Origin of the sequence: Candidatus Ruminimicrobiellum ovillum (assembly GCF_002392975.1) — a bacterium.
GTDB lineage: Bacteria > Elusimicrobiota > Endomicrobiia > Endomicrobiales > Endomicrobiaceae > Ruminimicrobiellum > Ruminimicrobiellum ovillum.
This window is the reverse complement of the sequence record NZ_DGIC01000010.1, coordinates 74,689-93,579: the sequence shown is the minus strand read 5'-3', so window position 1 is coordinate 93,579 and position 18,891 is coordinate 74,689. Positions and strand designations below refer to the sequence as shown.

The following is an 18,891-nucleotide window of genomic DNA, read 5'->3' as shown; positions in this document are numbered from 1 at the left end:
ATGTCTTGGAGTACCGATAACAGATTTGCATATAATTTATTTGTTGAAAAACATAAAGTAATATTGATAATTCTTATCGTTTGCTTTGTTGTTTTATCAATGAAACTTTTTTATATGCAAATAATAAGAGGAAATTATTACAGAAATATATCCGAACATCAAAGAATAAATACGGCTCACGAAAGAGCTTTCAGAGGACTGATTTACGATACCAACGAAAAAGTTCTTGTAAACAATGTTACCAACTATGTTGCACTTTTTTATCCTTTTGAACAACAATACGAACCTACCGAAGAAAGCATAGAAAAGTTAAGCAAGATTTTGCAAAAAGATATAAAATCTTCAATCGAAAAAAGTTGGAGATACGGCAGAGTAATAAAACTTGCCGACAATTTAACAATAGATGAAGTGTTCAAAATACAGGAAAACAAACTTTTCTTACCGGGAATAACGGTAGTGGAAGAACCTAAAAGAGTTTGCCACGATTCAGTGGAAAATGCACATATTATAGGTTATGTTAATGAATTAAGACTTGAAGAACTCGACAATATGGATAACACCGAACTTAAAGTGGGAGACATTATAGGCAGGTGCGGAATAGAACAATCTTACGATAAATATTTAAGAGGAAAAGACGGCGGATATTCTTTTGAAGTTAATGCCAGAGGACAACATCAAAAAACGTTTGATTATGAAGCACCCGTTATAGGAAACAGTTTATATTTAACGGTAGATACGGAACTGCAAAAAACGGCTTATCAGGCATTAAAAAATTCTTCGTCGGGTAAAGGTGCCGCGGTTGCAATAGATGTAAAAACGGGTGCAATAAAAGCTTTTGTTTCCTGTCCGAGTTACGATTTGAATAAAGTATCGTCCGCAAAAGATTACAGACGATATTTGAAGAACAAAAATTTACCTTTTTTCAACAGATGTATTCAAGCTTTGTATCCTCCCGGCTCAACATTTAAAATTGTTACTTTTATAGCGGCACTCGAACACTTACATTTCGATCCTTATACAAAAGAAGATTGTACCGGAAAGTTTGAACTCGGCGACAGATTTTATGCATGCTCTTCAAGAGCCGGACACAGAAAACTTAATCTTATATCCGCCATGGCTTATTCATGCAATGTTTATTTTTATATTTTAGGCCTTGATTTAGGTGTCAGAGTTATCGATGAGTATGCCAAAATGTTCAGGTTGGGTGAAAAAACAGGTATAGATATTTATTCCGAAAAAAAAGGTTTTGTTCCTACACCGGAATGGAAAAAATCTAAAATGAAAATGCCGTGGCTTAAAGGAGATACCGTTATTTTATCCATAGGACAGGGAGCATTGTGGGTTACCCCGTTACAAATGGCAAATTTGATGGCAACGGTTGCAAATAAAGGTGTTTCTTATAAACCTTACCTTGTTGAAGAAATAAAAGATTCAATAACAAAAAAAACAGTTTATAAACATAAACCCGAAGAAAACGAAAAAATAGAATTAAATTCTAACACATGGAAACAATTGCATAAGGCGCTTGAAGCCGCGGTAGATTACGGAACCGCAAAAAGAACAAAGTTTAAAGATATAACCGTAGCTGCAAAAACGGGAACGGCCGAAAATCCGCAAGGCGAAGATCATGCTTGGGTGGTTGCTTATGCTCCCGCCGATGACCCTAAACTTGCGCTTGCCGTTATTGTTGAAAACGGCGGATTCGGAGGCAGTGTTTCTGTCCCTGTGGCAAGAGAAATTTTTAAAAAATATTTTAATATTACGGAAGAATATGACGAAGAGTTAATTAACGGGAACAAAAATGACACACACTAAATCAATATTTTCTAAAATTATCAAAAATATAGATATAACTTTTTATATAGCGATACTGTATCTGTTATTTATCGGTATTACGGCAATATATTCGGCAAGCTCCAATTTGGATAATCCTACAAAATATATAACTACACAATTTATAGCTTTAAGTATAGGTGCCGCAGGAATGCTTTTTCTTGCCGGGTTCAGTTATCAGTATTATAAACATTTCGGTAAGCTTATATATATTTTATCTTGTGTTTTGCTTGTTTCGGTATTGATATTCGGAACACAACATAAAGGAACAAAAGGTTGGTTCGATTTACCTTTCTTCTCGTTTCAACCTGTTGAAATAACAAAAATAATGTTGATTCTTTCTCTTGCCGCATTTATAGATAAACACTGGAACGAAATATCCAAACTTTCGATTTTTGTTAAAACGTTAGGTCTTACATTGGGACATTTTATACTGATAATGTTGCAACCGGACTTTTCTTCAACATTATCTTATTTTCCCGTAACACTTGTTTTGTTGTATGTCGCAGGTGCAAGACTTACACATCTTTTTGCTGTTATTTTGTATGGCTCGCTTGCTGTTTTTATACCGTTACTTGTAACATTTTTTAAGTTACAGCCGGAACTTTTGGAAACAAATAAACTGATAAACTTTTTTGTAACCGCCTCAACAAATTGGCATAAGGCCGCTATAATTTTGGGTGTAATAATTTTGATTATAATTTTAATAAAATGGTTTTTGAATAAGTTAAGAATACCTATCGGATGGGCATATCCCGTAATCTTTTTATCAATAATTTTGGCAGGCTCTTTTTCGTCCATAGCTGTAAACAAATATTTAAAAGAATATCAAAGAAAAAGACTTATAGTATTTTTAAAGCCGGAAATAGATTCAAGAGGCGCCGGATACAATATTATACAATCTAAAATCGCTATCGGCTCCGGAAAGTTTTCAGGTAAAAAATTCTTTAAAGGAACACAAACACAGCTCGGCTTTTTACCTGAACAAAGAACGGACTTTATTTTTTCCGTTATAGGTGAAGAAGGCGGATATGTTCTTGCACAACTTACAATCCTTTTTTACTTTTTGTTTATATGGCGAGCTTTGGTTGTTGCCAAACAAGCAAGAGACCGGTTCGGTTCTCTTGTTGCAATGGGTATAGCTACAATGTTTGCTTTTTATGCGATAATCAATTTAGGTATGGTTATGGGTTTAATGCCTGTTACGGGGCTTCCGTTACTTCTTTTATCTTACGGCGGTTCGAGCATGCTTTCATCCATGTTTGCCATAGGAATTCTTATTTCAATTCATATCAGAAGATTCTACTAATGTAAAATTTATAATTTCGGTAGAAAATTGCAAAGTAAATTTTTGATAAAATAACAAAAAGCAGGAAGTCTTTTCCTTCCTGCTTTTTACATTCATTGTACATTGTAAATTGTACATTATAAATTATTTTTTAACCGGCGGTTTCGGAACGATTTTATTATTGGATTTATGTTGATAAACTTGATATAATTACCTAGATGCAGCACAAAAGCAAACTTTTTATTATCTTATTTGTTTTAAATTTTTTCCTGCTTTCAAATATTTTTGCAAAAGAAACAATCAAAACCATTAGTTCGGATATTGATAATCAATATAAGAATAATCTTCGCCGATTTGAAATAGAAAATAGAACTAAAGCTTTTAAAAAAACGGAAGACACTTTTGAACCGAAGGGAACACAAACAGAACAGGGAAACTTACCGAAAAAAAATTTTTCAAATATTACGGTTGAATATAATAAAACCATTCCGTATATTTCAAAAAATAAAATAAATAAAATCATTAAAACATATAAAAATCTTCCTATAGGAATAAAAGAGATAAAAGAAATACAACATAATTTACAAAAACTTTTCATTGATAAAGGATATGTTTTTACAAAAGTTTACATAAATGCCGAATTATTGAAACAAAACATATTGGCTTTCATAATAGATGAAGGACACATAGAAAAAATACAATTCAAACACTCAAGCAATAAAGAATATTATAAACTTTCAAATGCTTTACACGGTTTTTCTTTTTTCCCGTTTAACAAAAACAGTTCCTTAAATATAAAAGATTTGGATCAGGGAACGGAACAACTTTCAAGATTATTTTCTTCCAATGCAAAGCTTAATATTATTCCTACACAAAAAGACGGTTATTATCTTATAGAAGTAATAAACGATATAACAAACAGGTTTAATTTATCTTTAGGTATAGATAATGCCGGTTTTGACAATACCGGCATTTACAGAGCAAATACTTCTTTTAGTTGCGATGATATTTTAATGTTAAACGATAACATGAGCTTTACCTACACAAAAAATTTCAACTATAATAAAGAAGCTGAAGATAATTACAGTTATTTTGCTTATTTAAGTATTCCGATAGGATTTTTTACCCTGTCGGCTTCTTACTTTAACAGTAATTATTTTATTCCTCCGGGTACAACTACCGGCTCTTATAAATCCGACGGCAGTACAAAAAATTATAATTTTTCAATTGAAACCGTAATATCAAGACACAAAAACCATAAATTTTCTGTAGGAAGTTCTTTAAGTTTAAAAGAATCGGAAAATTTTATTAACGGAAACAAAGTAGATGTTTCGGGACACAAACTTTCGGTTGCGGATATTTTTCTTGTAGGAATATATTATTTTGAAAATTCAATGTTGTACTCAAAACTTTCATATATAAAAGGATTAGACTGTTTTGATGCCGTAAAAAACTATGACGATATCTATTTAATGCCGAAAGGTCAGTTTTCTGCTCTGTCTTTATATACACAATATGCACAATCTTTTAAAATTCCCGTATTGAACTTATCTTCAAATTATTCCGCAAACTGTTCTTTACAGTACAGCCCGGATATTCTATATTCAACCGAACAAGTTTCAATCGGTGGACAAACTTCCGTTCGCGGATTTAAAGAAACAAATGTCAGCGGAGACAGCGGCGGATACATTCAAAACGATTTAAATATACACTTGTCGGAAATTTTTAAAAGAGACGGTTTTTTAAAAATATTGCTTAATACCAAACTGGATGTTTTTATGGACTACGGATATGTTCATCACAGTGCAAACAAAAAAAATTATCAAATGGCAGGAACCGGAGCGGGATTATCTTACAGAATAAAATATTTTGATATTTCCGGATATTGGAGCACAAATATATATAACACAACAAACTTGCAGGAAGAAAAAAACATTTTTTATTTTTCGGCAAATGCAAGAATTTATTTTTAAGTTTATGAAAAAAATTTTATTGATATTATCTTTAATTATTTTTTTATCTTTTTCATACATATTTGCAAACTCTTTTCCATACGAAGGAGACTTATCCGTAGGGACGGACATTACGGACAAATATTACAATTCCTACATGGATTTGCTTCTTCCCGTTTACGGAAACGAAACCTCTTTTTTATTTTTGTCGCCGAAAATGAATATGATGGGAAAATCTTTTTTGGAAAGTTCGTCAAACGGTAACAGTATAGGTATAGGTTACAGAAAATATCACGAAAATTTGTTTAATATGCAGGCAATTACGGGCATAAATGTTTATTACGATAATATCCGCACAAAAAACGGTAACAACTTTCAACAATTAGGTGCCGGACTTGAAGTTTTTACGGATAGTTTTGATTTTAAAATAAACGGTTATTTCCCTTTTTCATATACGGAAAAATTTTTAAAGAAATCTTTTGATTTGTTTGAAGAACATAAAATCGCCGCAACCGATTATTATGAATCCGCATTATGCGGGTTTGATACGGAAATAGGAATAAAACTCCCCATAACCGACAAACTCGGCATATTTCATATTTTCGGCGGATATTATATGTTCAATGCAAACAAGCTAAAAAAAGATTTGAAAGGTTTAAAAGCAACTTTTGAATATAAACCGATAAACCTATTAAAATTGAGTTTTACATTATTTGAAAATGAAAATTTACAAGAAACAAACTGGATGACAAACTTTTCTTTAAACATTCCGTTCAATTTTAAAAAACTCGTTCAAGCAAAAAACCCGTTAAATTTAAACAAAAGAAGTTCTTCTTTAAAACAAAGAATAGGCGAAACAGTTACAAGAGACACAATAAAAATTGTTTATCCGAAGATAGAACATTCTAACGAAATTTTAAAATTTGACGAAACAAACGACTGTTATTTTATTGTAACATCGGTAAACGGTAACGGCAACGGAACTTTTGAAGACCCGGCAAACCTCCAAGATGCATTAACTCTTGCAAAAGCTGTTACCGGAAACAATTGTATTCTTCTCTTTTTAGGAGGAAAATACGATATTCCTTCAACCTTGAACTTAAACGATTTCAATGCCGATAATATTTTAATTTCAGGCAAACAAGAAATAGAATATATGGGAGCAGACCTGTCAAAAATAACTAACGTTAACCCGATTCTTCATTCAACAAACGAAACAATATTCAGTATAGATAATTCTCAAAACGAAAGATTTGTAATTTCTTCAATGGAATTTTTACCGAAAACGGAAAACGGCAATAATGCCGTTGAAATAAAAAATATGGAAAAAACTTTTTCTTTACAAAACAACAGTTTCAAAAATTTTGAGTCTGCCGTTAATATTACAAACTCATCTTCAAATACTGTTGTATATAATAATATTTTTGAAAACAATTATACTGCCGTTAATTTGAAAAACACTTCTGCCGTAGTAACCGAAAACATATTTTCAAAAAACACAACAAATGCAATAAATGTTTATGACAGTGATGATGTTACAATATATTCAAATTTAATAAAAAATAATCTTTACGGTATAACCGTCAACTTATCTGCAAACACGCAAATTGTATATAATGAACTTTCAAACAACACTTTTGCCGTAAACTCATCAAGTTCAACTTATTCTTATATATCAAGTAATATAATGTATAAAAACGAAGAGGATGCTATCATTTCAAACTTTGATACGGAAAACACAATAACGGAAAACATATTGACAGAAAATAATAATGGTATAAATATAATAAACGGAAATAAAAACTTAATACTTGGTAACCGAATAACAAATAACAAAACAAACGGTATTTATGCAAAAAATATTGATTCTTGTCATATATCAAAAAACAATATCGGCAATAATATGGAAACAGGTATATTTTTGGAAGATTCTGTTTATACCGAAATATCTACAAATACCGTTTCGTATAATAAAACAGGAATTTCTTTAAACAAAGGTAACGATATTTGTGTTTCCGGTAATACCGCAATTTCCGGAGAAACCGCAATTTATGCTACAAACGTTTCAACATTAACCGTTGTTTTAAATACAATTTCATCTTCAACTGTTTGTGCAATGAATTTATCAAATATGGAAATAGGTTTAATAAAATCCAACTCCGTATCAAATATAACAGGAACAGCCGGATTATCCGCAAACAATTTAACGGATTTTTCTTTTGAAAACAACAATTTTTTCCAAAATTCGGGTAACGGATTAAATATAACGAACTCACAAGATATTTTCTTGGTTAACAATATGTTCAGTTATACTAACGGTAACGGCTTATCATTAGGAAATACAACTAATATATCTCTGTTTTACAATATATTCAACAACAATAATGCCGTTAGTACCGTTTTCGGATTATATTTTAAAAATGACATTAATTTTACATCTTCTTCCGGTAACAATATTTTTTATAACTCAAACTATTCGGGAGACAACGAAGCGGTTCAAGAATACGAGCAAAATGTTAAACCTAACGACATTTTTTATTAAACAACATGAAAAATATTGAAAAAAAGGCTATAATTAGTATATGTTTAGAAGGGTATTAAGTATAACTATAAGTATTGCATTAATTTGCTTACAAAGCAATACTTTACTATCCGAAATATTGCCACCTAATAGTAGTGTAACAAACAGACCTACGATAAATACATATCAAACTACACTTGGGACGGTTCCTGTTATAAATATAGTAAAACCGAATAATACCGGCTTATCACACAATAAATACAATAAATTCAATATAGATAAACAAGGAGCGGTACTAAACAATTCACAAAAAAATGCTTACAGCCAAATAATAGGGGAAACAATAAGTGCCAACCCGAACTTAACAACAACAGCAAAAGTAATATTAAATGAAGTGTTAACCGCAAGAAGCAACATCTTCGGAACACTTGAAATACTTGGACAGAAAGCCGATATAATAATAGCAAATGCTTACGGGATAAGTGTAAACGGAGGAAATTTTATAAATGCAGGGAAAGTAAGTTTGATAACGGGAACACCTATGGAAAACAACTTAAACAAATATACCATGGGAACTGGCAACCTTGAAATAGGGCAAGAAGGATTAATAAACAGCGAAGATATAAATTTGGTATCTTCTCAAATGGAAATATCCGGAGCAGTAACTGCCAAAGAGTTACAAATAGTAACCGGAAACAACGAGTACGACATAGAACAAAACAAAATAAATTCTCAAGGTAACGAAGAAGTAACGGCAATAGATATAAGTGCAAGTATGTATGCCGACAAAATAAAAATAATTAGCAGTAAACAAGACAACAAAATAGAAATCAAAAAAAATGCAAACTTAATAAGTAATGTAGAAGACATAGAAATAGATGCACAAGGAAACATCAATATAAAAGGGACATTGCAATCAAACAAAGATATAAAACTTAACGGAGAAACAATAACCAATAACGGTAAAATAAATGCCCAAAATAATATAACAATAGAAGCAGATGTTTTGGAAAATAAATACTTAACGGACAACCTGGAATACACAAAAGAAACCGTCATTACAAATGCCGAAGCACCAAAAATATTTGTGAGCGAAGTATTAAAAGAATATGAAAAAATAAAAGAAATAAGTTACGGTAAAACAGCAGAAATAGAAGCCGGTAACAAACTCAGTATAAACAGCAACGAGTTAAAAAATATCGGTGGTACAATAAAAGCAGACAAAATAGAAATAAACTCAAATAAAATAATAAACGAAATATTGATTGATACGGCAAAAATACCGGTATTATACACATACGATGTATATAAATGGACTTTGACTCCAATATACGACAAAACATACTCAACAGAAAAAGAAGAAGAAATATTGTTACAAAAACAAGCCGAAATAATAGGAAACGATATAAAAATTACCGGTACCGAACTATCCAACACAAGTAGCAAAATACAGGCAACGGGAACAATTGATATTAATGTACAAAAACAGACAAACAAAGCGGCAGACAACATAGATTATACAACCGAAGAAGCTATTGAAAAAATAAAAAAAGAAACGGATGAAAAAATAAAAGTAGGCAGTTTAAGATTAATATCTTATGAAGAAGCAAAGATAAATCATAGTTTGTTGCCCGGTGAAATTATCGGTAAAGAAATAAATTTACAAGCAGAAGAAATAATAAACGACAGTTCCATAATACAAGCAGAACAAAAGTTAACCGTTGCGGGAACGAACTTAACAAACACATCTACTATTTTTGAAGATTTTTTAGATAAAAAATATCAATATATCTTTTCTGCTAATGCATCAACCCCATATCTTTTTTCAAGTAATACCGCAGGGAAAATATCGGGAAACGAAATAGAAATAAACTTAAACGGAACATTAAAACAGGAAAACTACGATAATGACAAGTTTTTAATAAGAGCATATGATGAAGAAACCGACAAAAAAGTAATAAGCAATATATCAGGAACAAAAGTAAATATAACCGCACAAGGAATAGAAAATTCAGGAAAATTTGAAAGTTCAAACGAGTTAAACATAAAAACCGAACAGGATTTTATAAACAATAACGGAATAATAATAGCAAAAAACATAGATATTGTTGCAGGACATGATTTTATTAACAATATTTCACTGGTAACATACGAAAATAAGTTATCATCTTTGTTCTTATCTGCAAAAATAAAAGAATCAAAAATAGATACATCCGGAATAATAGTATCAACACAAGATAATTTAAACATAAAAGCCGGTAACGATATAATAATAAAAGGTTTAACTTTAATATCAAACAAAGATATAAATTTGGAAGCAAAAAACAATTTAAATTTGTTATCCCAAGAATATGAAAACTCGTACATCAGCGGAAGTTATAAAGATATATATAACGGAACAATAATCGGTTCGGTTTTGGCATATGGCAATTTAAAAATAAAAGGTAAAAACGAACTTATACAACATAATATTTTTTCAAACAAAAAAACAGAAATAGAAGCCGAAGAAGATATAGAAATAAGAAATTCACAAACGAAGAAATATTTGGAAAAGATAGTAAGAAACAGCGGAGGAACATTCGGAACAAGCAGTACGGACATATACAGGAAAAAAACAATAGAAAACATAAAAACAAAACTTGAAGCAGGTGAAGATATAACAATAAAAGCAGGAAACAAAATTACTTTACAAGGTACGAACATAACAAGTGACGGAACAATAAACTTAATATCCGAAAAGGACGACATAAACATAGTTGGAGTATTGGATTATGAAGCAACCGAACATTCAAAGAAAGAAAGCGGGACATTAGGTTTAACAGGAATGTCAAAAACTGATATAAAAGAAAAAATGACATTGAACGAAAGTGTATTGAATGCAAAAGGCGGTATAAACATATCTGGCGGTAACGATACAAACATATTCGGTTCAAACATGTATAGTGATAGAGATACAATAATACAAGCATTAAACTATATAAATATCGGTTCAATTAAAGAACAAAATTACAGTTATTATCGTAAAGAAACAAAAGATTTTAATTTCGTTGAGTCCATAACGGATTTATATTCAAGTATACTCTCAACTCCGTTTAAATTCTGTTCCGAAATGGCAACAGAGGGAAAATATACATTTTTTGAAGCCAGCTACGATATAGAAGAAAACAAGAAAGGAAAAACAAAAGTAACAAACAAGGCAAGCAACATAGAAAGTAAAGAAAAATTAACTTTAAAATCCGGTAAAGAAGCAACCATATTAGCAAGTAACATAACGGCAAACGAAATTGAAAATGATACTTCAAAAACAAATGTAATAAGTGAGCAGGATAAGGAAACGGTTATTACCGAAAAGAAGGAAACAAGATTAAAAGTTGGATTTGAAATATCAAATGCTTATGTGAATGCATATAAAGCGGTAGATAATGTGGTAAAAGCAGCCGAAGCCCAAGCAAGAGCTGAAGAAGAGCTTTCAAGAATAGAAGAGTTGCACAAACAAGGTAAAGCAAGTGATAAAGCATTAAAACAGGCAAAAGATAATGTAGCAATAGCAAGGGCAAACATAGTATTTTTAACGGCAATGGCAGCGGGCTCTGCGGCAGGAGCAGCAGCCAGTTACGAAACCCTTGGTTTCGGGGTAGGCGGAACTGCAACCTATGAAACGAAAGAAACGAAAACTACACAAGAAACAATAACAAATATTGCCTCAAACTTGATAGCAAACAAAAACATACTTATAAATACCGGCGAATATAACCAAATAGGATCAAATTTATTTAGTTTATCCGGCGACATATTTATAAATGCAAACAATGCAAATATTTCGGCAAGCAAAGATACTTTTAATTTAACAACGGAAAGTAAAAGTTATACTATGTCGGCAACCTACGGGACAAACGGAGGTTACGGTTCGGTAGGATACAATCAATCAAGCCAGGAACAGTATGCCGAAAAGCATAACAATTCACAAATACAAGCAGGCGGAAAGGTAGAAATAAACACAACCAACAACACAACACTTAAAGGAGCAAATGTTAAAGGAAAAGATGTTTCAATTACCGCTGAAAATCTTACAATAGAAAGTTTACAGGATAAAAGTAACACAACCGGTTCAAGTTTCGGGGCAAATATCGGAGCAGGAGTATCAAAAGGCGGAGCAAGCGGTACGGTAGGTTTTGAAAGCGGAAGTATTGATAACAAAAGTGCATGGGTAAACAACCAAAGCAGTATAATAGGACAAAATGAAGTAAACATAAAAGTAAAAGATACAACCGATGTTAAAGGAGCGGTAATAGCAAGTGAAACGGATAATTTAACCTTAGATACCGGTAAACTAAAATACAGCGACATAAAAGATTACGACACACAAAACAGTTCAAACATCGGTTTTACGGTATCAGCGGGGCAGTACGATAACGAATCAATTTTAAGAACGGGTAACGAACATGATACATTAACAACGAAAGTAACCTTAAAAGACCAAGGACAAGAAAAGGAACAAATTACAAAAGCAACAATCGGTAACGGAAAAATAATCGTTGGCGGGCAGGAACAAACCGAAGAAGACCTACAAGGATTAAACAGGGATGTAAATAACAGCCAAACAATAACCAAAGACCAAATCACAGCAGCATTGGATGCGGAACTTAATGTTGATGTTAAACTTTTAGTAAGTTTGGTAGATGCAATATATAATGGTGACCCAAGCAAAATATCGGTAGTGAAAGATTTTAACAAAGCAAAAAAAAGTATAAACGAAATAAAACAAAAGATACAGGAAAAACTTACCGAGAAAAGAAGAACGGAAATAGAAAAGAATATAAAGAAAATAAAGTTCAGCAAAGATAAAGAAAAACAAAAAGAAATAGAAAACAAATTATTATTAGATGAAGAAATACAAAAGCTACAAGCGGCAAACGATAACAAAAAGATATTAAAAGAATATTTAAAGAAGAATAAATTAAGTAACGAAGTAAAAGAACAAATAGAAAAAATAGGAGCGACAGGCGAATATTCTTATGGAATAAATGGTGAAGGAAAGCTATATGCAGTAAAAACAAGCGAAGCGGATAGTGCAAGAAATAATATATTTTTATCAACGGATTATTTGTATAACGATATAACAACGAATGAGAAATTTTTAAGTATATTTTTGCCCGGAAGTTACGAAGAAATATACGCAGGCACGATGAGAGAAGCAAGTAAATCAATGGCAGAGATATTACTTGAAACAAGTCCACAATTAAGGAATATAAGTAACGATACAAACCAAATAGTAAAAGATACCGGCAATTTAATATTGGAAATGGCAAAAAGCAGTGGAGACAAACAAACATATAAAACGGCATTAAAAGCAATAAAGGAAATACCCAACAACATCAAAGAAACATACACTGCAACAACAAAAGCAAGTAATGTAGAAAATTTACAACAAATAGGATATAGCATCGGTGACAGGGTTTACGATTACAAAGAAAACCCAATGCTTTTTGTAAAAGATTCTGCAAGAATAATAACAAGTTATGACATGTACGAAGCAGGATTTAACAATGATAATATGTTCTATGCCACAGGGTTAATAGTTGGTGGACTTGCCTTAGATATTGCAGGGGCTCCTATAAAGGCAGGAAAAGGGATTGTTAAAACGGCAAAAGCAACAGAAAAGATTGCTAATGCAACAAAAGAATTAAAAATTGCTGAGAATTTAGCAAAAGATTCTTCAAAATATTTAGGGAAGGATGTTGCAAATAATCAATTAGCAATAAGAGGAGTAACTTTTGAAGGAACTATTTATAGGAATATTGGAAACAATTATAATCCTTTATCTATAGATGTTCACAATATCAATAGACCTTATAGATATTCTCCTGAAGGAATACCTGGATTATATTTTGCGAGTTCTGAAAGGATAGTTAAATCTGAACTTGCAAATTATGATGTATTCGACATAACAAGGAAAAGAACAACATATTCATACTCAGTCAAACTAACAAATATGCTTGATGTGACAAATTCTACAACAAGATTACAATTGGGTGTTAACTTAAATGATATTATAGGAAATTCTTATGAAACTACCCATAAGATTGGAAATTATGCATATACAAATGGATATAACGGAATTATTGCTCCATCGGCAAGAGGAGATGGTGGTGTTAATATAATTTTATTTAATACAGAGGAGTTGGGATATGCAGGAAACAAAATCAAATAATCAAAATGAAACAAATTTAATAGATATTTTAGTAAAAGAATATAAGGACGAAACTTGGGAAAAAATTGCAAACTCTATCAAAAAGACAAAACTTAAAATAGAAGGTATTCCTCAAGATATAATTGATGTATTAGTTTTTACATTAGACTCAGAAATTGAAGCTTCTGAATGGCTAAAAAGAAACTTGACTGCTTTTGATGGAAAAACAGCTAAAGATTTATTATCTACAGAAAAAGGAACTAAAGCATTAAAACAATTTATTTTAAGAATACCTATGTAATAAATGCAAAAACTTTTATCAACACTATTAACAATAATCTTTTTTCAAACAAGCATTTTTGCTTTTCCTGTTTCTTTTCCGTTTTTGTGTTTTCCAAATACAACAACAAAAGCAACAATCGGTAACGGAAAAATAATCGTTGGCGGGCAAGAACAAACCGAAGAAGACCTACAAGGATTAAACAGGGATGTAAATAACAGCCAAACAATAACCAAAGACCAAATAACAGCAGCATTGGATGCGGAACTTAATGTTGATATTAAACTTTTAGCAAGTTTGGCAGATGCAATATATAATGGCGACCCAAGCAAAATATCGGTAGTGAAAGATTTTAACAAAGCCAAAGAAAAGATAAACGAAATTAAACAAAAGATACAGGAAAAACTTACCGAGAAAAGAAGAACGGAAATAGAAAAGAATATAAAGAAAATAAAGTTCAGCAAAGATAAAGAAAAACAAAAAGAAATAGAAACAAAATTACTATTAGATGAAGAAATTCAAAAGCTACAAGCTGCAAATGATAACAAAAAGATATTAAAAGAATATTTAAAGAAGAATAAATTAAGTAACGAAGTAACAGAACAAATAGAAAAGATAGGAGCGACAGGCGAATATTATTTTGAAATAAATAGTGAAGGAAAGCTATATGCAGTAAAAACAAGCGAAGCGGATAGTGCAAGAAATAATATATTTTTATCAACGGATTATTTGTATAACGATATAACAACGAATGAGAAATTTTTAAGTATATTTTTGCCCGGAAGTTACGAAGAAATATACGCAGGCACGATGAGAGAAGCAAGTAAATCAATGGCAGAGATATTACTTGAAACAAGTCCGCAATTAAGAAATATAAGTAACGATACAACTCAAATAGTAAAAGATACCGGCAATTTAATATTGGAAATGGCAAAAAGCAGTGGAGACAAACAAACATATAAAACGGCATTAAAAGCAATAAAGGAAATACCCAACAACATCAAAGAAACATACTATGCAACGGTAAATGCAAGTAATGTAGAAAATTTACAACAAATAGGATATAGCATTGGCGACAGAGCTTACGATTACAAAGAAAACCCTATGCTTTTTGTAAAAGATTCTGCAAGAATAATAACAAGTTATGACATGTACGAAGCAGGATTTAACAATGATAATATGTTCTATGCCACAGGGTTAATACTTGGTGGACTTGCTTTAGATATTGCAGGTGCTCCGATTAAGGCAGGGAAAGGAATTGTTAAAACGGCAAAAGCAACAGAAAAGATTGCTAATGCCGGGAAAGGAATGACAAAGGAATTTAAATATTCAGCTTTGGGAGTAATGAACGAAGCTGAAGGAGTAAGATATACAAATTGGAATTTTGATAAAATATATAAATTATCGCTGCATAATACAAATTCAAATTATATGACATTAGGCAAATATATGGATGGAACAATGTCTTCTAATTCATATATAGCAAGAGCAAAATTAACAGGAGATACATATTTTGATTTAGGAACAAATTGGAATGAAATAAAAAAATCTTATGGATTAACAGATGCAGGAATGTTTAACAAATTCAACACAAGAGCATTAGATTATGCTGTTTCTGAAAATAAAGTAATAAGATTTACACATGATCCTAGAGCATATGAAAACTCTGCTTTGTTTGACGAATGGAACTATTTAAAACAAAAACATGGTTTTGAAGACATAATTTTTAAAGGAGATTATTGGTATGCAAGATAAAACAGTTGATGAGATGATAAAGATTATAAAAGATGCTTTGAAAAGGCATTTTGGAAATAAAATATCAAATGATTTTGGTATAGAAATAATAAACGAAGATATAAACCATAGAGAGTTTACACTTTCTTTAAATGCTTACAGATATTATTGGGTTAGAATCGGATGCAGTCAATGTCACATAGGTGCTTGTATATTATATTCTCAAAACACACCTGTTTTTTTAGACCTCTCTCAGAAATATTGGGAAGATGATTTTGATATAGATTTATTCATGGAAGAAATGAAAAAAGAAATAGAGTTAAGAATTCCGGATAAATACTTAAAAGCTAAAGGTTGGCTATAGTTTATCATTAATGCAAAAACTACTATCAACATTACTAACAATAATATTTTTTCAAACAAGCATTTTTGCTTTTCCTGTTTCTTTTCCGTTTTTGTGTTTTCCAAATACAACAACAAAAGCAACAATCGGTAACGGAAAAATAATCGTTGGCGGGCAAGAACAAACCGAAGAAGACCTACAAGGATTAAACAGGGATGTAAATAACAGCCAAACAATAACCAAAGACCAAATCACAGCAGCATTGGATGCGGAACTTAATGTTGATATTACATTTTTAGTAAGTTTGGCAGATGCAATATATAATGGTGACCCTAACAAACTTTCTTTAGTAAAAGATTATAACAAAGCAAAAAAAAGTATAAACGAAATAAAACAAAAGATACAGGAAAAACTTACTGAGAAAAGAAGAACGGAATTAGAAAAGAATATAAAGAAAATAAAATTCAGCAAAGATAAAGAAAAGCAAAAAGAAATAGAAAACAAATTATTATTAGATGAAGAAATACAAAAGCTACAAGCGGCAAATGATAACAAAAAGATATTAAAAGAATATTTAAAGAAGAATAAAATAAGTAACGAAGTAACAGAAAAATTAGAAAAAATAGGAGCGACAGGCGAATATTCTTATGGAATAAATGGTGAAGGAAAGCTATATGCAGTAAAAACAAGCGAAGCGGATAGTGCAAGAAATAATATATTTTTATCAACGGATTATTTGTATAACGATATAACAACGAATGAGAAATTTTTAAGTATATTTTTGCCCGGAAGTTACGAAGAAATATACGCAGGCACAATGAGAGAAGCAAGTAAATCAATGGCAGAGATATTACTTGAAACAAGTCCGCAATTAAGGAATATAAGTGACGATACAACTCAAATAGTAAAAGATACCGGCAATTTAATATTGGAAATGGCAAAAAGCAGTGGAGACAAACAAACATATAAAACGGCATTAAAAGCAATAAAGGAAATACCTAACAGCTTAAAAGAAACATACTATGCAACAACAAATGTAAGCAATGTAGAAAATTTACAAAGCTTAGGATATAACATCGGGGACAGGGTTTACGACTACAAAGAAAACCCAATGCTTTTTGTAAAAGATTCTGCAAGAATAATAACAAGTTATGACATGTACGAAGCAGGATTTAACAATGATAATATGTTTTATGGTTCTGCATTGGTGCTTGGTGGACTTGCTTTGGATATTGCAGGTGCTCCGATAAAAGCAGGGAAAGGGTTTGTTAAAACGGCAAAAGCAACAGAAAAGATTGCTAATGCAACAAAAGAATTAAAAGTCGCTGAAAATTTAGCAAAGGATTCTTCAAAATATTTAAGAAATGATGCCACAGAAACAGCATTAGTATATGGTAGCGAAAAAGGATTTACAACAATAGGTGAAAGTGTAAAATTTTCAATTTTAGGAAAAACAGCAACTCAAAAAGAAATATCAAATTATTTAATTATTAATAATTTAAATAAAGAGAATCTCTTTAGATATATATCAAAAGAAGAATTTGCTTTTATTAAAGAAAACAATTTAATATCTAGTTTTAGTGGTGAAAATTATTTTACAAATAAATATTATAGCAATGCTATTGATGCTCAACAAAAATTGGCATTACCAACAACACCTGATTTTGGCATAAACTTTAAAATTATAAACAATCCTAATATAACAAAACAATATAATATTGTCGAACCTAAATTTTCTATGCCTGGAGGGGGTATAGAATTTATGAGTCAAGATAAAATAGAAATTAAAATTATTGATTCTTTTGAATTAAAGAAGCAATAAATTGAGAGATTAAAATGGATAAAAAACTTATTTTATGTGTTGGAGAACCATGGAATTTTAAAAGTTCTAATGGTACAAATGAAATTGAAGGAGAAGTCATTTATGAAATTTCTCCAACAGCTGTAATTTTTAAATCTTTTAAAAATCAAATTTTTGGAAATAGAGAGGGAAATTTATTTCTTTGTTCTGCACGATATAAAGGAGATATTATAGTCCATAAACATAATAATACTGAAAATAAATATTTAGGAACTGTTGGAGTGGGAATATTAAAAGATACAAATTATATGAATAAATCTTATGAGGTTTTAGAAAAAAATAGCACATATGTATTAATAGGAAACTTTAAATATATTTAATGCTTTCTTTTTAAAAAATATTTTAATTTAAAATATTTTTTCTATTATTTGTTAAATGAGAAAACTTTTATCAATATTATTAACAATAATATTTTTCCAAACAAGCATTTTTGCTTTTCCTGTTTCTTTTCCGTTTTTGTGTTTTCCAAATACAACAACAAAAGCAACAATCGGTAACGGAAAAATAATCGTTGGCGGGCAGGAACAAACCGAAGAAACACTTTCCGATTTAAACAGGGATGTTCCCAAATCACAAGAATTAACCAAAGACCAAATCACAGCAGCATTGGATGCGGAACTTAATGTTGATATTACATTTTTAGTAAGTTTGGCAGATGCAATATATAATGGTGACCCTAACAAACTTTCTTTAGTAAAAGATTATAACAAAGCAAAAAAAAGTATAAACGAAATAAAACAAAAGATACAGGAAATATTAAAAAATTAGATGATAGGATAATGTTGGAATTTTGTGAAAAGTAGCATTGATTTCTTTTGGAATTTTGTGAAAAACGCTTGTTGATTTTGTGAGAATTTTGTGATATACTTATTAAAAATAACACTTTAAC

Annotated in this window: 11 protein-coding genes; all 11 read left to right on the top strand. The window is 30.8% G+C overall.

What is annotated here, in order from left to right; all coding sequences use genetic code 11:
* The 11 genes from mrdA to B2Y85_RS05050 all read left to right on the top strand — a co-directional run bounded on the left by mrdA (position 1) and on the right by B2Y85_RS05050 (position 18,770).
* Positions 1 to 1,815, top strand: coding sequence for a penicillin-binding protein 2 (gene mrdA, locus B2Y85_RS05100; RefSeq protein ID WP_372519397.1), 1,815 nt, complete (start codon positions 1 to 3; stop codon positions 1,813 to 1,815).
* On the top strand, positions 1,802 to 3,142 hold the full coding sequence (rodA, locus tag B2Y85_RS05095) for a rod shape-determining protein RodA (RefSeq protein ID WP_372519396.1): 1,341 nt from the start codon (positions 1,802 to 1,804) through the stop codon (positions 3,140 to 3,142). Before mrdA ends, rodA begins: the two co-directional genes overlap by 14 nt.
* A 197-nt stretch (positions 3,143 to 3,339) precedes the next feature.
* Positions 3,340 to 5,094: a ShlB/FhaC/HecB family hemolysin secretion/activation protein gene (locus tag B2Y85_RS05090; protein ID WP_372519395.1), complete on the top strand. Its 1,755-nt coding sequence runs from the start codon at positions 3,340 to 3,342 to the stop codon at positions 5,092 to 5,094.
* Between the two features lie 4 nt (positions 5,095 to 5,098).
* Positions 5,099 to 7,615, top strand: coding sequence for a right-handed parallel beta-helix repeat-containing protein (locus B2Y85_RS05085; protein ID WP_372519394.1), 2,517 nt, complete (start codon positions 5,099 to 5,101; stop codon positions 7,613 to 7,615).
* 40 nt (positions 7,616 to 7,655) lie between these two features.
* Complete coding sequence (locus B2Y85_RS05080; protein ID WP_372519393.1) at positions 7,656 to 13,805, top strand: hemagglutinin repeat-containing protein; 6,150 nt, start codon at positions 7,656 to 7,658, stop codon at positions 13,803 to 13,805.
* Complete coding sequence (locus B2Y85_RS05075) at positions 13,783 to 14,085, top strand: antitoxin Xre/MbcA/ParS toxin-binding domain-containing protein (RefSeq protein WP_372519392.1); 303 nt, start codon at positions 13,783 to 13,785, stop codon at positions 14,083 to 14,085. Before B2Y85_RS05080 ends, B2Y85_RS05075 begins: the two co-directional genes overlap by 23 nt.
* 3 nt (positions 14,086 to 14,088) lie before the next feature.
* On the top strand, positions 14,089 to 15,819 hold the full coding sequence (locus B2Y85_RS05070; protein WP_372519391.1) for a hypothetical protein: 1,731 nt from the start codon (positions 14,089 to 14,091) through the stop codon (positions 15,817 to 15,819).
* Positions 15,809 to 16,162, top strand: coding sequence for a hypothetical protein (locus B2Y85_RS05065; protein ID WP_372519390.1), 354 nt, complete (start codon positions 15,809 to 15,811; stop codon positions 16,160 to 16,162). Before B2Y85_RS05070 ends, B2Y85_RS05065 begins: the two co-directional genes overlap by 11 nt.
* A 10-nt stretch (positions 16,163 to 16,172) precedes the next feature.
* A complete protein-coding gene (locus B2Y85_RS05060; protein WP_372519389.1) occupies positions 16,173 to 17,963 on the top strand; it encodes a hypothetical protein in 1,791 nt (596 codons plus the stop codon).
* Between the two features lie 14 nt (positions 17,964 to 17,977).
* On the top strand, positions 17,978 to 18,322 hold the full coding sequence (locus B2Y85_RS05055) for a hypothetical protein (RefSeq protein ID WP_372519388.1): 345 nt from the start codon (positions 17,978 to 17,980) through the stop codon (positions 18,320 to 18,322).
* A 55-nt stretch (positions 18,323 to 18,377) separates the two neighbouring features.
* Entirely contained in the window at positions 18,378 to 18,770 is a 393-nt protein-coding gene (locus B2Y85_RS05050) for a hypothetical protein (protein ID WP_372519387.1), read from the top strand.
* Positions 18,771 to 18,891: the final 121 nt, after the last annotated feature.

Bases quoted from the DNA above. Each gene is read 5' to 3' on its own strand.
- mrdA (WP_372519397.1), top strand. From the start codon at position 1: ATGTCTTGGAGTACCGATAACAGATTTGCATATAATTTATTTGTTGAA.
- rodA (WP_372519396.1), top strand. From the start codon at position 1,802: ATGACACACACTAAATCAATATTTTCTAAAATTATCAAAAATATAGAT.
- B2Y85_RS05090 (WP_372519395.1), top strand. From the start codon at position 3,340: ATGCAGCACAAAAGCAAACTTTTTATTATCTTATTTGTTTTAAATTTT.
- B2Y85_RS05085 (WP_372519394.1), top strand. From the start codon at position 5,099: ATGAAAAAAATTTTATTGATATTATCTTTAATTATTTTTTTATCTTTT.
- B2Y85_RS05080 (WP_372519393.1), top strand. From the start codon at position 7,656: ATGTTTAGAAGGGTATTAAGTATAACTATAAGTATTGCATTAATTTGC.
- B2Y85_RS05075 (WP_372519392.1), top strand. From the start codon at position 13,783: ATGCAGGAAACAAAATCAAATAATCAAAATGAAACAAATTTAATAGAT.
- B2Y85_RS05070 (WP_372519391.1), top strand. From the start codon at position 14,089: ATGCAAAAACTTTTATCAACACTATTAACAATAATCTTTTTTCAAACA.
- B2Y85_RS05065 (WP_372519390.1), top strand. From the start codon at position 15,809: ATGCAAGATAAAACAGTTGATGAGATGATAAAGATTATAAAAGATGCT.
- B2Y85_RS05060 (WP_372519389.1), top strand. From the start codon at position 16,173: ATGCAAAAACTACTATCAACATTACTAACAATAATATTTTTTCAAACA.
- B2Y85_RS05055 (WP_372519388.1), top strand. From the start codon at position 17,978: ATGGATAAAAAACTTATTTTATGTGTTGGAGAACCATGGAATTTTAAA.
- B2Y85_RS05050 (WP_372519387.1), top strand. From the start codon at position 18,378: ATGAGAAAACTTTTATCAATATTATTAACAATAATATTTTTCCAAACA.